The sequence below is a fragment of the Winslowiella arboricola genome, from assembly GCF_025527015.1.
Classification (GTDB): domain Bacteria; phylum Pseudomonadota; class Gammaproteobacteria; order Enterobacterales; family Enterobacteriaceae; genus Erwinia; species Erwinia arboricola.
This window is the reverse complement of the sequence record NZ_JAODIM010000037.1, coordinates 229,277-245,830: the sequence shown is the minus strand read 5'-3', so window position 1 is coordinate 245,830 and position 16,554 is coordinate 229,277. Positions and strand designations below refer to the sequence as shown.

The following is a 16,554-nucleotide window of genomic DNA, read 5'->3' as shown; positions in this document are numbered from 1 at the left end:
AGGCAGAGATCCCTGAGCACCCGTCCTGAATTATTCTTATGATAATTATTCTGGTTTTATAATTAATAATTGAAATTACTGATGACAGGATTTAATTAACTCTGGTTTATCTGAATTTTATATTGCATACCAGGTGGCGTGATATATAAACTCTGCGGCGGGTGCTCTGGATCTTTTTTGTCCTGAGCATTGGCAACGGACAGAAAGAGAAAGGCCCCACCCCGACTAAATAAGTCAAAGTGAGGCCGCTCTCATGCCCAGACAGCATGATGGTAGCCTTTTACCTGCCGCAAGGCAATAAGGAGAGAAGGCAATGACGCCATTAAAACTGCGATTACTGAGTCTGATAATTATCTGTGCGACAATACTTATTATTGTATGGATAAGCCGTAATTCACTTTGCGAGTTATCTGTCAGGCGAGGTAATACGGAGGTTGTGGCGACTCTGGCTTACGAATCCAGAAGTTAAGGCAACCCAACGGCGGGAGAATGCTCCCGCCTGTTGGTTGTCTGGCAGAGATCCCTGAGCACCCGTCCTGAAGTGACTCTGCCATTATTGCGCTTAATCTTTTGATTTTTATCATTCCGGCTGCGGATTTTTGCATAACTTTACCTGACAGCCGTCACGTTTTTCCGCTACTCATGCTTAACTAAAGGAGCCAGTTCTCTGGCCATCAGGTCGGCGATAAAGGGTTGCGCATCGGGATTGGGATGAATGCCATCCTGCTGCATCCATTCAGGTTTCAGATAGACCTGCTCCATAAAAAAGGAGACTAATGGGATGTTGTACTCTTGCGCCAGCTTCGGATAGATTCCGCTAAACGCCTCGTTATAGCGGCGACCATAGTTCGCTGGCAAACGGATTTGCATTAACAACGGCTGGGCTTTGGCCGCCTGAATGTCGCCGATGATTTTACGCAGATCCTGCTCCACATTTTGTGGTGGGAAGCCACGTAAACCATCATTTCCACCCAGTTCGATCAACACCCAGCGTGGTTGATGTTGTTTCAGCAGGGCCGGTAAGCGGCTCAGTCCCTGGGTTGCTGTGTCGCCACTAATGCTGCCGTTAATGACGTCAGGTTGTTTTTGCCATTTATCATTGAGCAGCGCAGGCCATGCGGCGCTGGCGGACATGCGATATCCGGCGCTTAAACTATCGCCGAGAATCAGCAGTGTATCTGCCGACGCCACGCGCGAAATGAGTAACAATAATAACAGGAAAGGGTAATGCCAGCGGAAAACATTCTTGAAGTTCATCGTCTTAGTAAGTCCGTCGGTCAGGGTGAGCATCAGCTAAACATCCTCACCGGAGTTGAGCTGGTTGTCAAACCGGCTGAAACTATCGCCTTGATTGGTGAATCAGGATCGGGAAAATCAACCCTGCTGGGCATTCTTGCCGGGCTTGATGATGGCAGTGAGGGGGAAGTCTTCCTGTGTGGCGAGCCGCTGCATCAGCGTAACGAAGAGCAAAGGGCTGAATTACGTGCCCGGCATGTTGGCTTTGTTTTTCAGTCATTTATGCTGGTGCCAACCCTGAATGCGCTGGAAAATGTGCAATTGCCAGCGTTGTTGCGCGGTGATAGCGAAAACCAGAGTCGTGAACAAGCGAGGGCACTGTTGGCTCAGCTGGGACTCGCTGAACGCCTGACCCATCTTCCGGCACAGCTCTCGGGCGGCGAGCAGCAACGTGTAGCGCTGGCGCGCGCCTTTAACGGTCGTCCCGATCTGCTGTTTGCCGATGAACCAACCGGTAATCTCGATCGCAAAACCGGTGATCGTATTGCCGGGCTGCTGTTTTCCCTTAACCGCGACCTTGCCACTACCCTGATTCTGGTCACTCATGATGAGCAGCTGGCGGCACGCTGCGATCGCCGCCTGCGCCTGCGCGACGGCAAATTATGGGAGGAAGCATGATTTGGCGCTGGTTCTGGCGTGAGTGGCGCTCGCCATCACTGCTGATTGTCTGGCTGGCGCTGACACTGGCGGTCGCCTGCGTACTGGCGCTGGGCTCACTTAGCGACCGCATGGATAAAGGGCTGAGTCAGCAGAGCCGTGATTTTATGGCCGGTGACCGCACTCTGAGCAGTTCCGGTGAGGTGCCGGCGGAGTGGCTGGCGCAGGCGCGGCGCGATGGCCTGCAGGTGAGCAGCCAGCTGAGTTTTATGACCATGACTTTTGCCGGGAATACGCCGCAGCTGGCATCGGTAAAAGCGGTGGACAATGCTTATCCGATGTTTGGTCAGCTGACTACCGAACCGACCAATCTGAAGCCGCAGGCCGGTACGGTGCTGGCAGCGCCGCGTTTGCTGGCGCTGCTGAATCTGAAAACCGGCGATATGCTGGATGTCGGCGATACCTCACTGCGTATTGCCGGAGAAGTTATTCAGGAACCGGACGCGGGCTTTAACCCTTTTCAGACCGCACCACGCCTGCTAATGAATCTGGCGGATGTGGCGAAAACCGGCGCCATTCAGCCGGGCAGCCGCCTGACCTGGCGCTATAAATTTTCCGGCGAACCGCAACAACTCAGCCGCTACGACAGCTGGATTGAGCCGCAGCTGAAGGCCAGTCAGCGCTGGATTAGCGTCGACAATTCCGAGGATGCCCTTGGCCGCTCAATGCAGCGCGCACAGCAGTTCCTGCTGCTTTCCGCGCTGCTGACGCTGATGCTGGCGATCTCCGCTGTGGCAGTGGCGATGAGTCACTACTGCCGCAGCCGCTACGATTTAGTGGCGGTGCTGAAAACCCTCGGCGCCAACCGTGCGGCGTTGCGTAAGCTGATTGTCGGGCAGTGGCTGGCGGTGTTGTTGCTGGCCGCAGTCGGTGGGAGTGCATTGGGGTTAGGTTTTGAGGAGCTACTGTTGCAGATGCTGAAGCCGGTGCTGCCAGCAACCCTGCCGCCATCCAGTATCTGGCCATGGCTATGGGCCATCGGTTCGCTATTTGTTATTTCATTGCTGGTAGGGCTGCGTCCTTATCGCCTGTTGCTGGCGACACAGCCGTTACGGGTGCTACGACGTGACGCGATTGCAAATATCTGGCCGCTGAAGTTTTATCTGCCGGTAATGGCGCTGGTGGTGGTTGCTTTACTGGCATTGCTGGTGGGTGGCAGCAAACTGCTGTGGGCGCTGGTGGCCGGGATTGTTCTGCTGGCGCTGCTGCTGGGCGCGGTGGGGTGGGGCGGCTTGCTGTTGCTACGTAAACTGTCGGTGCGCAATCTGGCGTTCCGCCTGGCGATAAACCGCCTGCTGCGTCAGCCACTGACCACCCTTAGCCAGCTGGCGGCATTTTCACTGTCATTTATGTTGCTGGCGCTGTTGCTGGTGATGCGTGGCGATCTGCTGGATCGCTGGCAGCAGCAGCTGCCGCCGGACAGTCCTAACTATTATCTGCTGAATATCGCCACTGAGCAGGTGCCGCAGGTTAAACAGTTCCTGCAGCAGCATCAGGTAAAAACGGAAGCCTTTTATCCGATTGCACGCGTGCGTCTCACTGAGACCAACGATAAACCGGTGGATCCGGCGCAGGATAATACTTACAACCGCGAGATCAATCTGACATGGATGGCGCAGCCACCGGACAACAGCCCGGTGGTAGCCGGCAGCTGGCCGCCGAAACAGGGTGAAGTGTCAATGGCGGAAGAGCTGACGGAACGCTTAGGGCTGAAACTCGGCGATACGCTGACCTTTACCGGTGATACGCAGAATTTTTCAGTTAAAATTACCAGCCTGCGTTCTATCGATCAGGAAAGCCTGCGACCCTTCTTCTTCTTTATTTTCCCGCCAGGCGCGCTCGATCAGCAGCCGCAAACCTGGCTGACCAGTTTCCGCATGGACAACAATCCGGCGCTGCTGGCGCAGTTAAACCGGGCGTTCCCAACGCTGAGTTTACTGGATATCGGCAGTATTTTACGCCAGGTCGGTCAGGTGCTGACACAGGTGAGTCAGGCGCTGGAGATCATGGTGGCACTGGTTACTGCCTGCGGCGTACTGCTGTTGCTGGCTCAGATCCAGGTGGGAATGCGTCAGCGGCGTCAGGAGCTGGTGGTTTACCGCACTTTAGGCGCCAGTAAAAAGCTGCTGCACGGCACGCTATGGAGCGAGTTTGCTATTCTGGGGCTGGTTTCCGGGATTGCCGCCGCAACAGGCGCCGAAGCCGCGTTATGGGGATTACAACGTAAGGTATTTAATTTCCCGTGGCAGCCTGATTTTACGCTGTGGCTGGTGCTGCCATTAACCGGTGCGCTGTTGCTGTCGGTCTGTGGTGGCTGGATGGGCGTGCGGTTACTGAAGGGTAAGGCATTGTTCAGAAGTTATTACGCTGGATAAAAAAGGGAGGCAGCAGTGCCTCCCAATTCCGTTAACGCAATTTCTCGCAGGCCCAGGCGATACCGCTGGCATATTCCGGCGGTAACATTGGCGTCAGCGCGGTTAACGCTTTGCTCAGCTCGTCTGGCTGGACGTCATTCAGATTGAGGTGGCCCACTTTACGACCCGGACGTACTTCTTTCTCATACCAGTGCAGGTTAACCAGCGGCTGCTGTAACCATTGCAGGTTGAGATCGGTGCCGATCAGATTCACCATCACCGACGGCGTGCTGACTACCGGTTTCGGCAGCGGCAGGTCGAGGATCGCGCGCAGATGCAGTTCAAACTGGCTGATGGAAGCGCCATTTTGCGTCCAGTGACCGCTGTTATGCACACGTGGCGCCAGCTCGTTGATCAGCAGGCCTTGCGGAACCACAAAACATTCCATCGCCATTACGCCGACGTATTGCAGCTGGTTCATAATCGCGGACAGCATCTGCTCAGCCTGCTGTTGCTGCGCAGCATCGGGCTGTGGCAGCACTACGCTGGTACGCAGGATGCCTTCCTGATGCAGGTTATGAGTGAGCGGATAGAACACTGTCTCGCCATTGTGACCACGGGCGCCAACCAGCGAGACTTCACCGGAAAAGTTAATACCCTGTTCAACAATGCACTCGCCGTAACAATCCTGCGGTAACTCGCTGGTCTGATCGGCGCGTAAACGCCACTGACCACGACCGTCATAGCCACCGGTACGGCGCTTAACGATCGCCAGCTCACCGAGTGACGCGAACACTTGCGGCCACTCTTCAGCTGACGCCAGTAACTGCCATGGCGCGGTGGCCAGACCCAGCTGATCGAGCAGCTGTTTTTGCGTCAGGCGATCTGCCAGCAGTGGGAAAATATCGCGGTTTACAAACGCCGGGTGACGCGCCAGCTCGCGGGTTAATGCGGTTTCCGGCCAGCGCTCAATCTCGGCGGTAATCACACTTTGCTGGATCGGCAGGGTTTCCGGTTCGGCATCAAGGCCAACCGGATAGACCGCAATACCCAGCGGCTCACCAGCCTGGCGCAGCATACGTCCAAGCTGACCGTTACCTAATACGCAAACCGGTTTCATGCATTACCCCGTGGATCCGGATTGTTCAGCACTTCGTCGGTCTGGCTCTGACGCCAGTTAGCCAGACGCACTGCCAGATCCGTATCATGGATTGCCAGAATCTGCGCCGCCAGCAGAGCAGCGTTTGCCGCTCCCGCTTTACCAATCGCCAGCGTGCCGACCGGTATACCGCGTGGCATCTGCACGATTGAGTAGAGACTATCAACACCGCTCAGTGCTGCGCTCTGCACCGGCACACCCAGCACCGGCAGCAGCGTTTTCGCTGCCAGCATACCCGGCAAATGCGCTGCGCCACCGGCGCCTGCGATAATCACCTGATAGCCATTGCCCGCCGCATTTTCCGCAAAGCTGAACAGTTTGTCCGGGGTGCGGTGGGCAGAGACCACTTCAACGTCGAAAGGAACCGCAAGGCTGGTAAGGATTTCTGCGGCAAATTCCATAGTAGCCCAGTCACTTTTCGAACCCATAACAATGGCAATGCGGGCTGGGGCGGCGTTGGATGACATGCGAGTCTGACTCCTGTGATTGTACAAACTTCACCCGCGCGACTTCAGCAGGGCGGGTGGGAAGGGCAAAGAGAATAGCATGACTCGCCAGCAAGGAAAACGGTTGCGTCGCCGTATCCGGCGGCAAACCCCGGCTTTTTTATGGGAGATTCAGAAAGGGAAAGAGCTGAGGATCACTGCGTCGGCATCAACCGTAATCATCGAGCCTTCATGATGCCATGCGCCCAGAACCACGCGCTCGGCGCTGATAGCGTCGGCCTGTACTTTATGTACTGCTGGTCGGTGGGTATGGCCGTGAATCATCCACTGCACCTGATGGCGCTGAATGGCGTCGATAACTGCCTGCTGATTGACGTCCATAATCGTTGCAGATTTGCTGCTATTCGCATTTTTACTGCCCGCACGCATGCGCGCGGCGATGCGCTGACGGATAAACAGCGGCAGGGTCAGAAACAGTTTCTGCAGCCAGCGCTGATGCACCTTACGGCGAAAACGCTGATAGCCCTCATCATCGGTACACAGGGTGTCGCCATGCAGAATCAGCACGCGTTTGCCATACAGATCGAGCACTTTTTCTTCCGGCAGCAGTATCATGCCGCTGGCGCGCGCAAAACGGTGACCAAGCAGAAAATCACGATTGCCGTGGATAAAGTAGCAGGGGACGCCATGCTGTTTCAGGGCCAGCAGTGCGGCGGCGATTTCTGCATGCAGCGGTTGAGGATCGTCATCACCTATCCAGGCTTCAAACAGATCGCCAAGAATATACAGCGCGTCAGCATTAAGCGCTTCGCGCTGCAAAAAACGCAGAAAACCGGCAGTAATTGCCGGTTCTTCATTGCACAGATGCAGATCTGCGATAAAAAGCGTGCGTGACATTACTCGCTAATGGTCACTTTCTGGATCAGCACGTCTTCTTTTGGCACATCCTGGTGCATTCCGCTGCGGCCGGTAGAAACGCCTTTGATTTTCTCAACAACGTCTAAGCCTTCAACCACTTCCGCAAACACACAGTAGCCCCAGCCCTGCAGGTTTTCGCCGCTGAAGTTCAGGAAGTCATTGTCCGCAACGTTGATAAAGAACTGAGCGGTGGCGGAATGTGGTGCGGAAGTACGCGCCATCGCCAGCGTGCCTTTGGTATTTTTCAGGCCGTTGTTCGCTTCGTTACGGATCTCTTCTTTGGTATCTTTCTGCTTCATGCCAGGTTCAAAACCGCCGCCCTGGATCATAAAGCCGTTGATGACACGGTGGAAAATGGTGTTGTCGTAGAAACCTTCGCGACAGTAATCCAGGAAGTTCTGCACGGTAGCGGGGGCTTTATCGTCAAAAGTTTTGATAACGATATCGCCATGATTAGTCTGGAAAGTAACCATAATCTCGTCCTGTTAAGGTGGGAGTTTTAAACGACTGTACACACGGCAGGGTAGTAAAAATGCCGGGCCAGTTTAAATAGACGCCTCTTATATCACAAATTGTGATGACGCGTCAGCAGGTGAGAAAGTCGTAGTTGCAGCCATACCCTTGCATTGCATCGCGCTTACGTTAACAATACGTCAAAATAACCCTTTATATACCCAAGTAATTGTCGTTGCAGCAAGGCAGCAAGGGCGTGAATCCCGATGAGCTGAGAAAAGTCAGTTATTCGGTGAATGAACGCCGCTGCAACGCCAGATACGCAATGGATAATCAGTTTCGTTAACCCGCACACGTAATACGGAATGTCTCAATGCTAAAGATCTACAACACCCTGAGTCGTCAAAAAGAGGAATTTAAACCTATCCATGCTGGTCAGATCGGCATGTACGTGTGCGGAATTACCGTTTACGACCTGTGCCATATCGGCCATGGACGTACATTCGTCGCATTTGATGTGGTGGCGCGTTATCTGCGTTACAGCGGTTATCAGCTGAAATATGTGCGCAATATCACCGATATTGACGATAAAATCATTAAACGTGCCAATGAAAACGGTGAAAGCGTCGAAACCCTGACTAACCGTATGATTGCGGAAATGCATAAGGATTTCGCAGCGCTGAATATTTTGCCGCCGGATCAGGAACCACGCGCCACACGCCATATCAGTGAGATTATCGAACTGGTTAGCAAGCTGATTGCGCGTGAACACGCTTATGTTGCCAGCAATGGCGATGTGATGTTTTCCGTCGAGAGCGATGCTGATTACGGTAAATTATCTCGCCAGGATCTTGAGCAGCTGCAGGCCGGCGCGCGCGTCGAAGTTGCCGAAGATGTAAAGCGTAATCCAATGGATTTCGTGCTGTGGAAAATGTCGAAAGTTGATGAGCCAAGTTGGCCATCACCATGGGGCGCAGGCCGTCCGGGCTGGCATATCGAATGTTCGGCCATGAACTGCAAACAGCTGGGCGATCACTTTGATATTCATGGTGGCGGTTCTGATCTGATGTTCCCGCACCATGAAAACGAAATCGCGCAGTCAACCTGTGCGCATGACGGTCCCTATGTTAACTACTGGATGCACTCCGGTATGGTGATGATCGACCGTGAAAAAATGTCGAAATCACTGAATAACTTCTTTACCGTGCGTGACGTGCTGGCGCATTACGATGCGGAAACCGTGCGCTATTTCCTGATGTCGGGCCACTATCGCAGTCAGCTGAACTATGGCGAAGACAATCTGAAGCAGGCGCGTGCAGCGCTGGAGCGTCTGTATATCGCGCTGCGCAATACTGATAGCAGCGCTGATATTGCCGGTGGTGAGATCTTTGATGAGCGTTTCCGTGAAGCGATGGATGACGACTTCAATACGCCAGAAGCGTACTCGGCGCTGTTTGATCTGGCGCGTGAAGTTAACCGCCTGAAAGCGGAAGACATGACTGCCGCAAATGGTCTGGCAGCGCGTCTGCGTCAGCTGGCTGGTGTGCTGGGGCTGCTGGAGCAGGATCCTGAGCAATTCCTGCAAAGTGGCGCAAACAGTAACGATCAGGAAGTGGCGGAAATTGAAGCGCTGGTTAAAATGCGTATTGATGCGCGTCAGGCAAAAGACTGGGCGCAGGCGGATATCGCGCGTGACAAGCTGAATGAACTGGGGATTGTGCTGGAAGACGGCCCGCAGGGAACCCGCTGGCGCCGTAAGTAATTTAGCGTTGTTCTGATGCTTCCCTCGCATGCGGGGGAAGGTTTAGGGGAACAGGCCACACTGTTTTTATTATGAGGATGCACAGGATGGCGTCTCAGCCGCTTAATCTGTTTTTCAGCGCACTAACTGTAGTTGTTACTTTTAGCGCATCAGCTCTTCCTGAAACTGCTTATCGCACTTACGCGCAAAGCTACAAAGATGCTGCTCTGGCCTTTTGTATTGCGACTGCCTATAAGGCGGATGAACATGCCAGTACTGATGCGGCAGCCAGCGCCAGGGGCATTGATAACTGGGGTCAGTATGACCTGGAGGAAAGCACCGGGAAAGTGCCTGAACTTATTGATAAATACCTGGCTCGCGAATATCACTCAAAACATAGCCGTGAGATTAAACTGGATTTGATGAAGTGCATGGATATGTATCATGGTGCGGAGCTTGAAGCGCTGGTTAAGCAGTATGTTGAACATCCTGACAGAACTTACGCGCAAGACGAGCTCAGCAGGTAAACATAAAAAAATGGCAGCCTTAGCTGCCGTTTTTTTCAATCGCTTCAGGCGGTAACTGTCACCTGATTGCCATCAAACTCAACCACTTGTCCGGCGACAATTTTGCAGCGCTTGCGGAGTTCCACTGCGCCATTTACCGTGACATGGCCTTCTGCAATCAGCGATTTCGCCATTGCACCACTCTCCACCCAGCCTTCCAGCTTCAGCAGATCGCATAAATCAACGTGTGGGTGTTTACCCAGAGAAAAGGTCGCCATTATTTTGCTGCTCCATCGTGATATTCTTCGCATGCCTGCAGGGTGTTCTGAATCAGGGTTGCTACCGTCATCGGGCCGACACCGCCAGGCACCGGGGTAATCCAGGCCGCGCGCTCAGCGGCGGCTTCAAATGCCACATCGCCCACGACTTTGCCACTTTCCAGACGGTTAATGCCGACATCAATAACGATCGCACCAGGCTTAATCCAGTCGCCCGGAATAAAGCCAGGTTTGCCCACGGCAACGATCAGCAGATCCGCATGCTCAATATGATGACGCAGATCTTTGGTAAAACGGTGAGTAACGGTGGTGGTGCAGCCTGCCAGCAGCAGCTCCATACTCATTGGGCGGCCAACAATATTGGACGCGCCAACCACTACCGCATTCAGACCATAAGTCTCGATGTTATAACGTTCCAGCAGCGTCACAATTCCGCGTGGGGTGCAGGGACGCAGTTTTGGCGCGCGCTGACACAGACGGCCGACGTTATACGGATGGAAACCATCAACGTCTTTATCCGGCGAGATATGCTCCAGCACTTTGACATTATCGATGCCCGCTGGCAGCGGCAACTGCACCAGAATGCCATCGATTTCGTGGTCATTATTCAGCGTTTCAATCAGCGTCAGCAACTCGGCTTCGCTGGTGGTGGCGGGCAAATCGTAAGAGCGTGATATAAAACCGACTTCTTCACAAGCGCGACGTTTGCTGCCGACATAGATCTGTGACGCCGGGTTTTCCCCGACTAATACCACAGCAAGGCCAGGTGCGCGTTTACCGTCTGCCAGACGCTGCTTAACTTTTTCCGCAACCTCCAGGCGCACCTGCTGCGCAATCGTTTTACCGTCAATAATTTTTGCTACCATCAGAGAGGAAATCCATCTGTTTTGAGTTAAATCGGGGAATGCGTCTATTCTGGCAGAAGCGAGCGCCGCTGTCAGGCACAGAATACTCTGTGAATGCGGATAACTGCCGCCGGTTGTCTGACCTTTAGCTGGCTGTTACTCTGTCGCCGCGGATTTCCCCGAATAAAGCGCCTTTTGGCAGGATAGTAAATGATCTGGCTGATGCTTGTAACCCTGGTAGTCGTGTTCGCCATTGGCTTCAGGGTGCTGAACTCACGTTCGCGCCGTGCCACTAAAGCACTGACCAAACGGCTAAACCTCGATCCCGTCTACGTTGAATCGCTGATTAGCCTGATGGGTAAAACTGCCGGGGAAGAATTTGTCGATTATCTGTCACGGGATAATGAGTCTCACGTTGCCAATGCTGCCAGCGTGTTATTTATCTGGCAGGTGTTTATTGTTGATGAATCCGACGCAAACCTTGAGTTCTGGCGCGGCGTGTTACGTAAAGCTTATTTGCCAACCGAACTCAGTGCTGAGCATGTTCGTCTGGCGCTCAGCTTTCTGCGGGAGATTGAGCCCGACGCCCAGGAGATGCATGCCTTCCGCATGCGCTACAACGCGCGTTTTGCACCAGCGGATGAGGTGAGTGGTGAGGAATACGGCAATATCTATTCGATTCATTCCCGCCTGAACCGCCACTAAAATTACGCCATTTTGGCCTGAGGGCAGGCTTGCTGCTCAATAGTGCAGCAACAGTGCACACAACGCGGTAAAAACGTTGACTCAACAGGCGCGCACCGTATAATTCGACGCAATCACCATGCGCCCTTAGCTCAGTTGGATAGAGCACCGGCCTTCTAAGCCGTAGGTCACAGGTTCGAATCCTGTAGGGCGTACCAATATTTTTCAATGAGTTACGCAATTCTCAATCCAGCCTGATTATCCCCTTGTGTCGTATTTGTGTCGTTAACCGCTAAAAGTGCGTCAATTTTGCACGCATGTTCGGTAAGGTGGTTCGGTGCCAGATGAGCATAACGCTATACCATTTCGATTGACTCCCTGCCGCCTGTGTTCTGTAGAGCGGAAAGTGGAACCCCGGCCAGCACGCAACACCATGATCAATGTGCGTTGTTTGCAATTTTTCCTGCTTTGCACTTCAAAAAATCCCTAAACACCAGGCAAGTAAAAACTTCCAACACATTCGGTTCGATTTGAGATTGTGAGTGACAAGTGTGCGATTGTATTTAGCCTCCATGCGGTGAGATGTATTTAAAAAGTTCGATCATAATATTTACTTCTTTCAATCATGCTGTAGTGCTTGATGCCCTTTTTATTACAAGATAAAGTTAAATGTATCGTTAATTAATAACCAGAACCCGCGTTCCATTAATTATAAAATTACTGATTAACAAGCGTACGACTCTATTATATGATTCGCGTCAGGACAAATAACTAAGAAAGGCTGGCCGCAGTGAGCGATTTATCAATTCAGGGAATTCACGATTACTGCCTTAGTAGTACCCAACTAATCATTGATGGTTTCGGCTGGGGTAATATTTCTTTAGGCGTGTTGAGCGAGGAGGACAAACATCGTCTCGCAGAAAGCCTGGATCAAAGAGTTCTAAACTGGTCATGGGGTATGGAGCATTATAGAGGTAACGCTGACAATGACGGTATTCTGGATATCAACCTAAAGGTTGTTGATCACCATGATCCGGACTCTTTACATGCCGTCATCATTTGCAAATATGATATACGCAGGGATGAGTTCGCCATCTGTATGCTGGAGAACTTTATTGCTGATGAAGAAACCCCATTGACGGGAAATGTCCTGATGATTGCGCTGATTTACTCAACAACATTTTGCGATATGGTTGGCCTCGAAGATGTTTACATTCAAGATCCCACCGACGCTGTCCAGCCCCGCTATAAATCTTATGGTTTTGCTCAGGTAGTAAACGCCCACAACAAAATGTCTGCTGAAGTGCCTGACATACGAGAAACCATTAGAAGAAAAGTGAATGGTATCGGTCCTGATGAGGAGTAGCCGAAGCTTTTACGGCCATCAGAGACTGTTTGTTAAATGAGCAGGGTTGATGTAGAATTTCAGGTAAGGTTGACGGTCAACAGGAGACGTTATGATCAAGCAAACTAAAAAAATTGATTCCGAAAAAGCGATGGCTGCTGCAAAACGCTCCGTAGATTTCTGGGCCACTATCGACGGTAACAAACTCGCCAAAATCGGTCAAAACGAAAAAGATATGGATTTAGTCGGACCGAGAAATAAGCAAAAACTGGCTCGTTTCGCATAATCAGATTAACGTGAATAAATGATTAAGACTTCTGCGTTTTTTATTTTTAATTAAAAACCCTATCATTTATCCCACGTTATTATTATTTTAATGGTTATTTCAAATGAAATCCTTACAATTCTGTTTGTAAAAACTGAGTTTTCTTGAATTTTTAATCAATGCTTTGTATGCAAGAAATTATTTTTTAATGGTAAGTATTGATTTTGAAATGGAAGTTAAGTGCATAAAGATATTTTTATTTATATGAATTCTGTAGGTACATATCTCATTCTATTATCTTTTTTAAGAAAGGGATTTGCAAAAGTAATAAACCATCACGGAATGACGCTTATGCAACATCAGAAGTCAGGTATAAAATTCCAGCGGGCGGTATCGGTAAGCCAGAACGGCTGAGCCATCTCAAAAAACAGGCGCTCTATTCCCGGCGTACAGACAGAGAGCACCGGCTTGTCTACAACAGAAAACGGGAAGTTAATGATAATCGTCCGCCGGTCTAATTACGAAGATCTTTGACACGTCAATGGAACTTCCCTCCGATTTCCCACACTCACCCTGTTAACAAAATAACGTGGCGCGTCTGTCGTGCCTTTTCATCCGTTATGATTAAGAGGGATTACTGTGCCGCCATCGATTTCCGGGAGAATTCCCGTTGCTCCCACCAGTCGTGAACTTCGCGATCTGCGACCCAACGATAAAGTTAATATCCGTCTGGCGCTGGAGCCGGGCAACCGCGCGCACCGTGACTGTGAGGTAAAGGTCAACCGCCAGCAGTTCGATGCGCTGCGGGTTGCCAACCAGGCGATTCAGGATACCCACCATATTCTCTCTATGGGTGTAGGCGATCAGCGTTTTCATTCGCTCAGTACCAACGGTGAAACCTTAAAACGTCAACTGGTGATGCGTAAGCGGATTAAAGAGCAGGGCATCACGCCGCTTGGCAGCATGTGGGAAGCAAAGCGTTTTCGCGTGGGCAACTGCGGTGAGATGGCGATGGTCTGCGCGCAACTGATCGCCAGCTCCGGGTTAAATCAGCCCGTATCCGTGGTGGAGACGCGCGGCAGAACCGATCATACCTATGTGGTTATCGGCGACCCAAACTCGGCTGAGGAGAAGGTGATCGCCGATCCCTGGGCGCTGTTTAGCCGCGCCATGCTGGAGAAGAACTTTCACTATGCCAGCGCCAGCTCGAGAGTGGTGCATGAATTCACCCCGCAATACGATCCCAATATGAAAGCGGCATTCACCGGTGGCGGTATGGTCAGTCGTGCCGAGGTGGAGCGGGAATTTGCCGAATTAAACGATGCGCTGGGCAATCCGAGCAACGAAGAACTGATTGAGAAAGCGGTATCAAAACGCTGGGTCTACGATCAGTTTCACGCCTCGGATAACCTCGGAGAGTCTTACCGTTATGGTTCGGGCCGCGATAAACGCTATGTGGACCAGAATATGACCAAAGCGGAATATCAGGAAATTTACAGCGGCCCGCGTCCCTCAGCCCCGGAACCGCGGCCTGCGCGTTATTACCCGCCAGCCGCAGGCGGCAGTTCGGGCACGGCGCAGCGCACATCCAGCACCCGTTCTCGTCGTGCTTCAGTTTATGAACCGGCGGCAGATATCTCCGACCGCCTGCGTCGTATGTCGATGTCTGAAGAACCGCGGCCTCGACGTCAGTCCTTTGCGACGGAGCGGCCGTCCACTTCACGCCGTCAGTCCTTCGCTGCCGAAAGGGAGCCGCGTTATTCAACGTATCAATCCCGTCCCGCCAGGACGGAAGTGCGTGATGTTCAGCCGGAATCCTCACGCCGTTCACGTCGTCACCGCGATCGTGAACGGGAGAGCGAGCTGAATAGTCGCAGTTCCCGTTTTGCATCGTTTTTCTTTCGCTGATAACTATTGAGAGGCTACCATGGCTGCTTCTAATGCCCTGAAAAATTTACTGATGCCGCTGCTGCAAGCCCCTGGCGAAGCGGCCCCGGCGCTGGAAGACTCGGATAGCTATACCCTGTCGCTAAGCCAGGATCTGTTGCTGGAGCTGAGCGAAACCCCGCAGGAGTTTCTGACCGTCAGTTGCCTGCTCGACATTCCGCAAGAGCGCTATGATGAGTGGGAAACCCTGGCGATATTACTGCAAAGCAATCTGCTGGGGATGGAGCATCCGCCAATTATTACCGGGCTGCTGATCGAACAGAAAAAGGTGATCCTCTGGACGCGTCAGCCGTTTGTGGTGATGGATACGCAGTCAATGAAAGTGCTGGTAGAGCGCTTTGCCCGGCAGGCTGAGCATGTGCAGGCCTGGCTACTGGAGTCGGTCGAGACGGAATCTGTTGAGGAGTGACGGTAAGCACTAAGATTGAGGTTAACCATCTTACTGGCAGAGCCCGATAGCGCGAAAATAGCTGGTTACGTTGCCAGTAATAATCCCGTTATTTCCTCCTACAACGGTGACACCTCATTTCTCTCTATCACCGCTAAAGCCAGCCCTTTCGCGGGTGAAAGTGGACCGCTTAAAAATATCATCTGAGTGTGATTAAAGGTAAAGGCCAGAGTCGCCGCTTGCGCCGTTTCCTTTACCGCAGTGCAGAATGCGGCATTGCTGTTCCACGGGCTGTCGATCACCAGCGTTGACGGATTGAGCAGCAGCATTATCTGGCTCAGCGCCTTACCGAGGTAGTGCCCCGCACGCGTCATCACTTTGTCTGTGCTTTCCGGCGACTGCTCACGGGTATCCCAGCTTAATCCTTGCTCTACAGCAGCCAGCTGCTGCTGAATGGCAGGCACGCTAATCAACGCTTCAAGGCAGCCGTATTTTCCACAGCTGCACGCCGGGCCGTCAGCGACGGTAAGATGCCCGGCTTCCCCTGCGGTCCAGCTGCTGCCGGTAAAAATATCGCGACCCAGCAGTAACGCACCACCGATCCCTTCGCCGATACGCAGATAAAAACAGCTGGCGCCTTCTGCCACCTTTTGTGGCGTCTGCGCCAGCAGCGCTGCCGCCTTTACATAATTCATAATATGTAGCGGCGTGCCGGTCAGGTTGTGCAAGGCCGCCTGAATATCGACATCCCGCCAGCCTAAGTGGGAGGAGATATGCAGATAACCGGCAGCAGGATCGACGATGCCCGGAAAACCCAGGCCAATCCCCAGCAACTCCGGGTGGCGTTGTTGCAGCTGCTGACAGACTGTCTGTAGTTCACTTAGCACACGGGCCGGATCGCGGGTATCTGTCTGCCAGCTCGACTCTTCCAGTACCTCAGAAAGATAATCTGTCACGGTTACATGCATACGCTGCCGCTCAATCATTACGCCAGCGGCTTTTAGTTTCCCGGCACACAGCGCGATGCCTATTTTTGGGCGACCTGCGGCGGAAACCTGCAACGGCCCCAGTTCCTGCACCCATTCACGGGCAATCAGATCGTCAATAATCAGGGAAACCGTGTTTTTGCTTAGCGCAAGCAGCCCGGCAATATCCTGCCGCGTCGTGATGCGCTGCTGACGCAAAGCCGTCAGCAGCCGTTTTTCATTATTCAGCCGAAGTAACGCTGGCCCCTTGCCTGACTCTTTCATGCGGGTTCCCTGATCTACCGTC

At 52.6% G+C, this 16,554-nt stretch carries 19 protein-coding genes, 1 tRNA gene and 1 pseudogene; 12 read left to right on the top strand and 9 right to left on the bottom strand.

What is annotated here, in order from left to right; genetic code table 11:
- The first annotated feature begins 313 nt into the window (after positions 1–313).
- A complete protein-coding gene (locus N5923_RS05945; protein ID WP_267141377.1) occupies positions 314–469 on the top strand; it encodes a Hok/Gef family protein in 156 nt (51 codons plus the stop codon).
- 167 nt (positions 470–636) lie between these two features.
- Here N5923_RS05945 and tesA read toward each other — a convergent pair whose 3' ends face one another.
- Positions 637–1,257 (bottom strand): multifunctional acyl-CoA thioesterase I/protease I/lysophospholipase L1, encoded by a 621-nt coding sequence (tesA, locus tag N5923_RS05940; RefSeq protein ID WP_267141376.1) that lies wholly within the window; start codon positions 1,255–1,257, stop codon positions 637–639.
- Here tesA and ybbA point away from each other — a divergent pair.
- The gene (gene ybbA, locus N5923_RS05935) at positions 1,228–1,914 is read left to right on the top strand and encodes a putative ABC transporter ATP-binding protein YbbA (protein WP_267141375.1); all 687 of its coding nucleotides are present in this window, start codon (positions 1,228–1,230) and stop codon (positions 1,912–1,914) included. The genes tesA and ybbA overlap by 30 nt on opposite strands.
- Positions 1,911–4,328: a putative ABC transporter permease subunit YbbP gene (gene ybbP, locus N5923_RS05930; RefSeq protein WP_267141374.1), complete on the top strand. Its 2,418-nt coding sequence runs from the start codon at positions 1,911–1,913 to the stop codon at positions 4,326–4,328. The genes ybbA and ybbP overlap by 4 nt, the downstream gene beginning before the upstream one ends.
- A gap of 31 nt (positions 4,329–4,359) precedes the next feature.
- Here ybbP and purK read toward each other — a convergent pair whose 3' ends face one another.
- From purK to ppiB, 4 genes are all read right to left on the bottom strand, one after another.
- Positions 4,360–5,427: a 5-(carboxyamino)imidazole ribonucleotide synthase gene (gene purK / locus N5923_RS05925; protein ID WP_267141373.1), complete on the bottom strand. Its 1,068-nt coding sequence runs from the start codon at positions 5,425–5,427 to the stop codon at positions 4,360–4,362.
- On the bottom strand, positions 5,424–5,933 hold the full coding sequence (gene purE / locus N5923_RS05920; protein ID WP_267141372.1) for a 5-(carboxyamino)imidazole ribonucleotide mutase: 510 nt from the start codon (positions 5,931–5,933) through the stop codon (positions 5,424–5,426). Before purE ends, purK begins: the two co-directional genes overlap by 4 nt.
- A 150-nt stretch (positions 5,934–6,083) precedes the next feature.
- Entirely contained in the window at positions 6,084–6,809 is a 726-nt protein-coding gene (gene lpxH / locus N5923_RS05915; protein WP_267143347.1) for a UDP-2,3-diacylglucosamine diphosphatase, read from the bottom strand.
- A complete protein-coding gene (ppiB, locus tag N5923_RS05910) occupies positions 6,809–7,303 on the bottom strand; it encodes a peptidylprolyl isomerase B (RefSeq protein ID WP_267143348.1) in 495 nt (164 codons plus the stop codon). Before ppiB ends, lpxH begins: the two co-directional genes overlap by 1 nt.
- Before the next feature lie 353 nt (positions 7,304–7,656).
- Here ppiB and cysS point away from each other — a divergent pair, with 353 nt between their 5' ends.
- Positions 7,657–9,045, top strand: coding sequence for a cysteine--tRNA ligase (cysS, locus tag N5923_RS05905; protein WP_267143349.1), 1,389 nt, complete (start codon positions 7,657–7,659; stop codon positions 9,043–9,045).
- Between the two features lie 86 nt (positions 9,046–9,131).
- The gene (locus N5923_RS05900; protein ID WP_267143350.1) at positions 9,132–9,551 is read left to right on the top strand and encodes a T6SS amidase immunity protein Tai4 family protein; all 420 of its coding nucleotides are present in this window, start codon (positions 9,132–9,134) and stop codon (positions 9,549–9,551) included.
- A 44-nt stretch (positions 9,552–9,595) separates the two neighbouring features.
- On the opposite strand, the gene ybcJ is transcribed toward N5923_RS05900, so the two are convergent.
- Complete coding sequence (gene ybcJ / locus N5923_RS05895) at positions 9,596–9,808, bottom strand: ribosome-associated protein YbcJ (protein ID WP_017799360.1); 213 nt, start codon at positions 9,806–9,808, stop codon at positions 9,596–9,598.
- The gene (gene folD / locus N5923_RS05890) at positions 9,808–10,674 is read right to left on the bottom strand and encodes a bifunctional methylenetetrahydrofolate dehydrogenase/methenyltetrahydrofolate cyclohydrolase FolD (protein ID WP_267143351.1); all 867 of its coding nucleotides are present in this window, start codon (positions 10,672–10,674) and stop codon (positions 9,808–9,810) included. Before folD ends, ybcJ begins: the two co-directional genes overlap by 1 nt.
- Positions 10,675–10,863: 189 nt before the next feature.
- On the opposite strand from folD, the gene N5923_RS05885 reads away from it, so the two are divergent.
- Both N5923_RS05885 and N5923_RS05880 read left to right on the top strand, forming a co-directional pair.
- Positions 10,864–11,358 (top strand): DUF1198 family protein, encoded by a 495-nt coding sequence (locus N5923_RS05885; RefSeq protein ID WP_267143352.1) that lies wholly within the window; start codon positions 10,864–10,866, stop codon positions 11,356–11,358.
- A 120-nt stretch (positions 11,359–11,478) separates the two neighbouring features.
- Positions 11,479–11,555, top strand: a tRNA-Arg gene (locus N5923_RS05880).
- Between the two features lie 15 nt (positions 11,556–11,570).
- On the opposite strand, the pseudogene N5923_RS05875 reads toward N5923_RS05880, so the two are convergent.
- Positions 11,571–11,756: pseudogene (locus N5923_RS05875) on the bottom strand (integrase); the annotation flags it as partial.
- Positions 11,757–12,127: 371 nt separating this feature from the next.
- Here N5923_RS05875 and N5923_RS05870 point away from each other — a divergent pair.
- The 5 genes from N5923_RS05870 (at position 12,128) to N5923_RS05850 (ending at position 15,303) form a co-directional block, all read left to right on the top strand.
- The gene (locus tag N5923_RS05870; RefSeq protein ID WP_267143353.1) at positions 12,128–12,703 is read left to right on the top strand and encodes a hypothetical protein; all 576 of its coding nucleotides are present in this window, start codon (positions 12,128–12,130) and stop codon (positions 12,701–12,703) included.
- A gap of 91 nt (positions 12,704–12,794) precedes the next feature.
- On the top strand, positions 12,795–12,968 hold the full coding sequence (locus N5923_RS05865; RefSeq protein ID WP_267143354.1) for a hypothetical protein: 174 nt from the start codon (positions 12,795–12,797) through the stop codon (positions 12,966–12,968).
- A gap of 260 nt (positions 12,969–13,228) precedes the next feature.
- On the top strand, positions 13,229–13,465 hold the full coding sequence (locus tag N5923_RS24710; protein ID WP_323379596.1) for a type II toxin-antitoxin system YoeB family toxin: 237 nt from the start codon (positions 13,229–13,231) through the stop codon (positions 13,463–13,465).
- A gap of 121 nt (positions 13,466–13,586) precedes the next feature.
- Positions 13,587–14,855: a hypothetical protein gene (locus tag N5923_RS05855; protein WP_267143355.1), complete on the top strand. Its 1,269-nt coding sequence runs from the start codon at positions 13,587–13,589 to the stop codon at positions 14,853–14,855.
- Positions 14,856–14,874: 19 nt separating this feature from the next.
- Entirely contained in the window at positions 14,875–15,303 is a 429-nt protein-coding gene (locus N5923_RS05850; protein WP_267143356.1) for a CesT family type III secretion system chaperone, read from the top strand.
- 98 nt (positions 15,304–15,401) lie between these two features.
- Here N5923_RS05850 and N5923_RS05845 read toward each other — a convergent pair whose 3' ends face one another.
- A complete protein-coding gene (locus N5923_RS05845; RefSeq protein ID WP_267143357.1) occupies positions 15,402–16,532 on the bottom strand; it encodes an ROK family protein in 1,131 nt (376 codons plus the stop codon).
- Between the last annotated feature and the right edge of the window lie 22 nt (positions 16,533–16,554).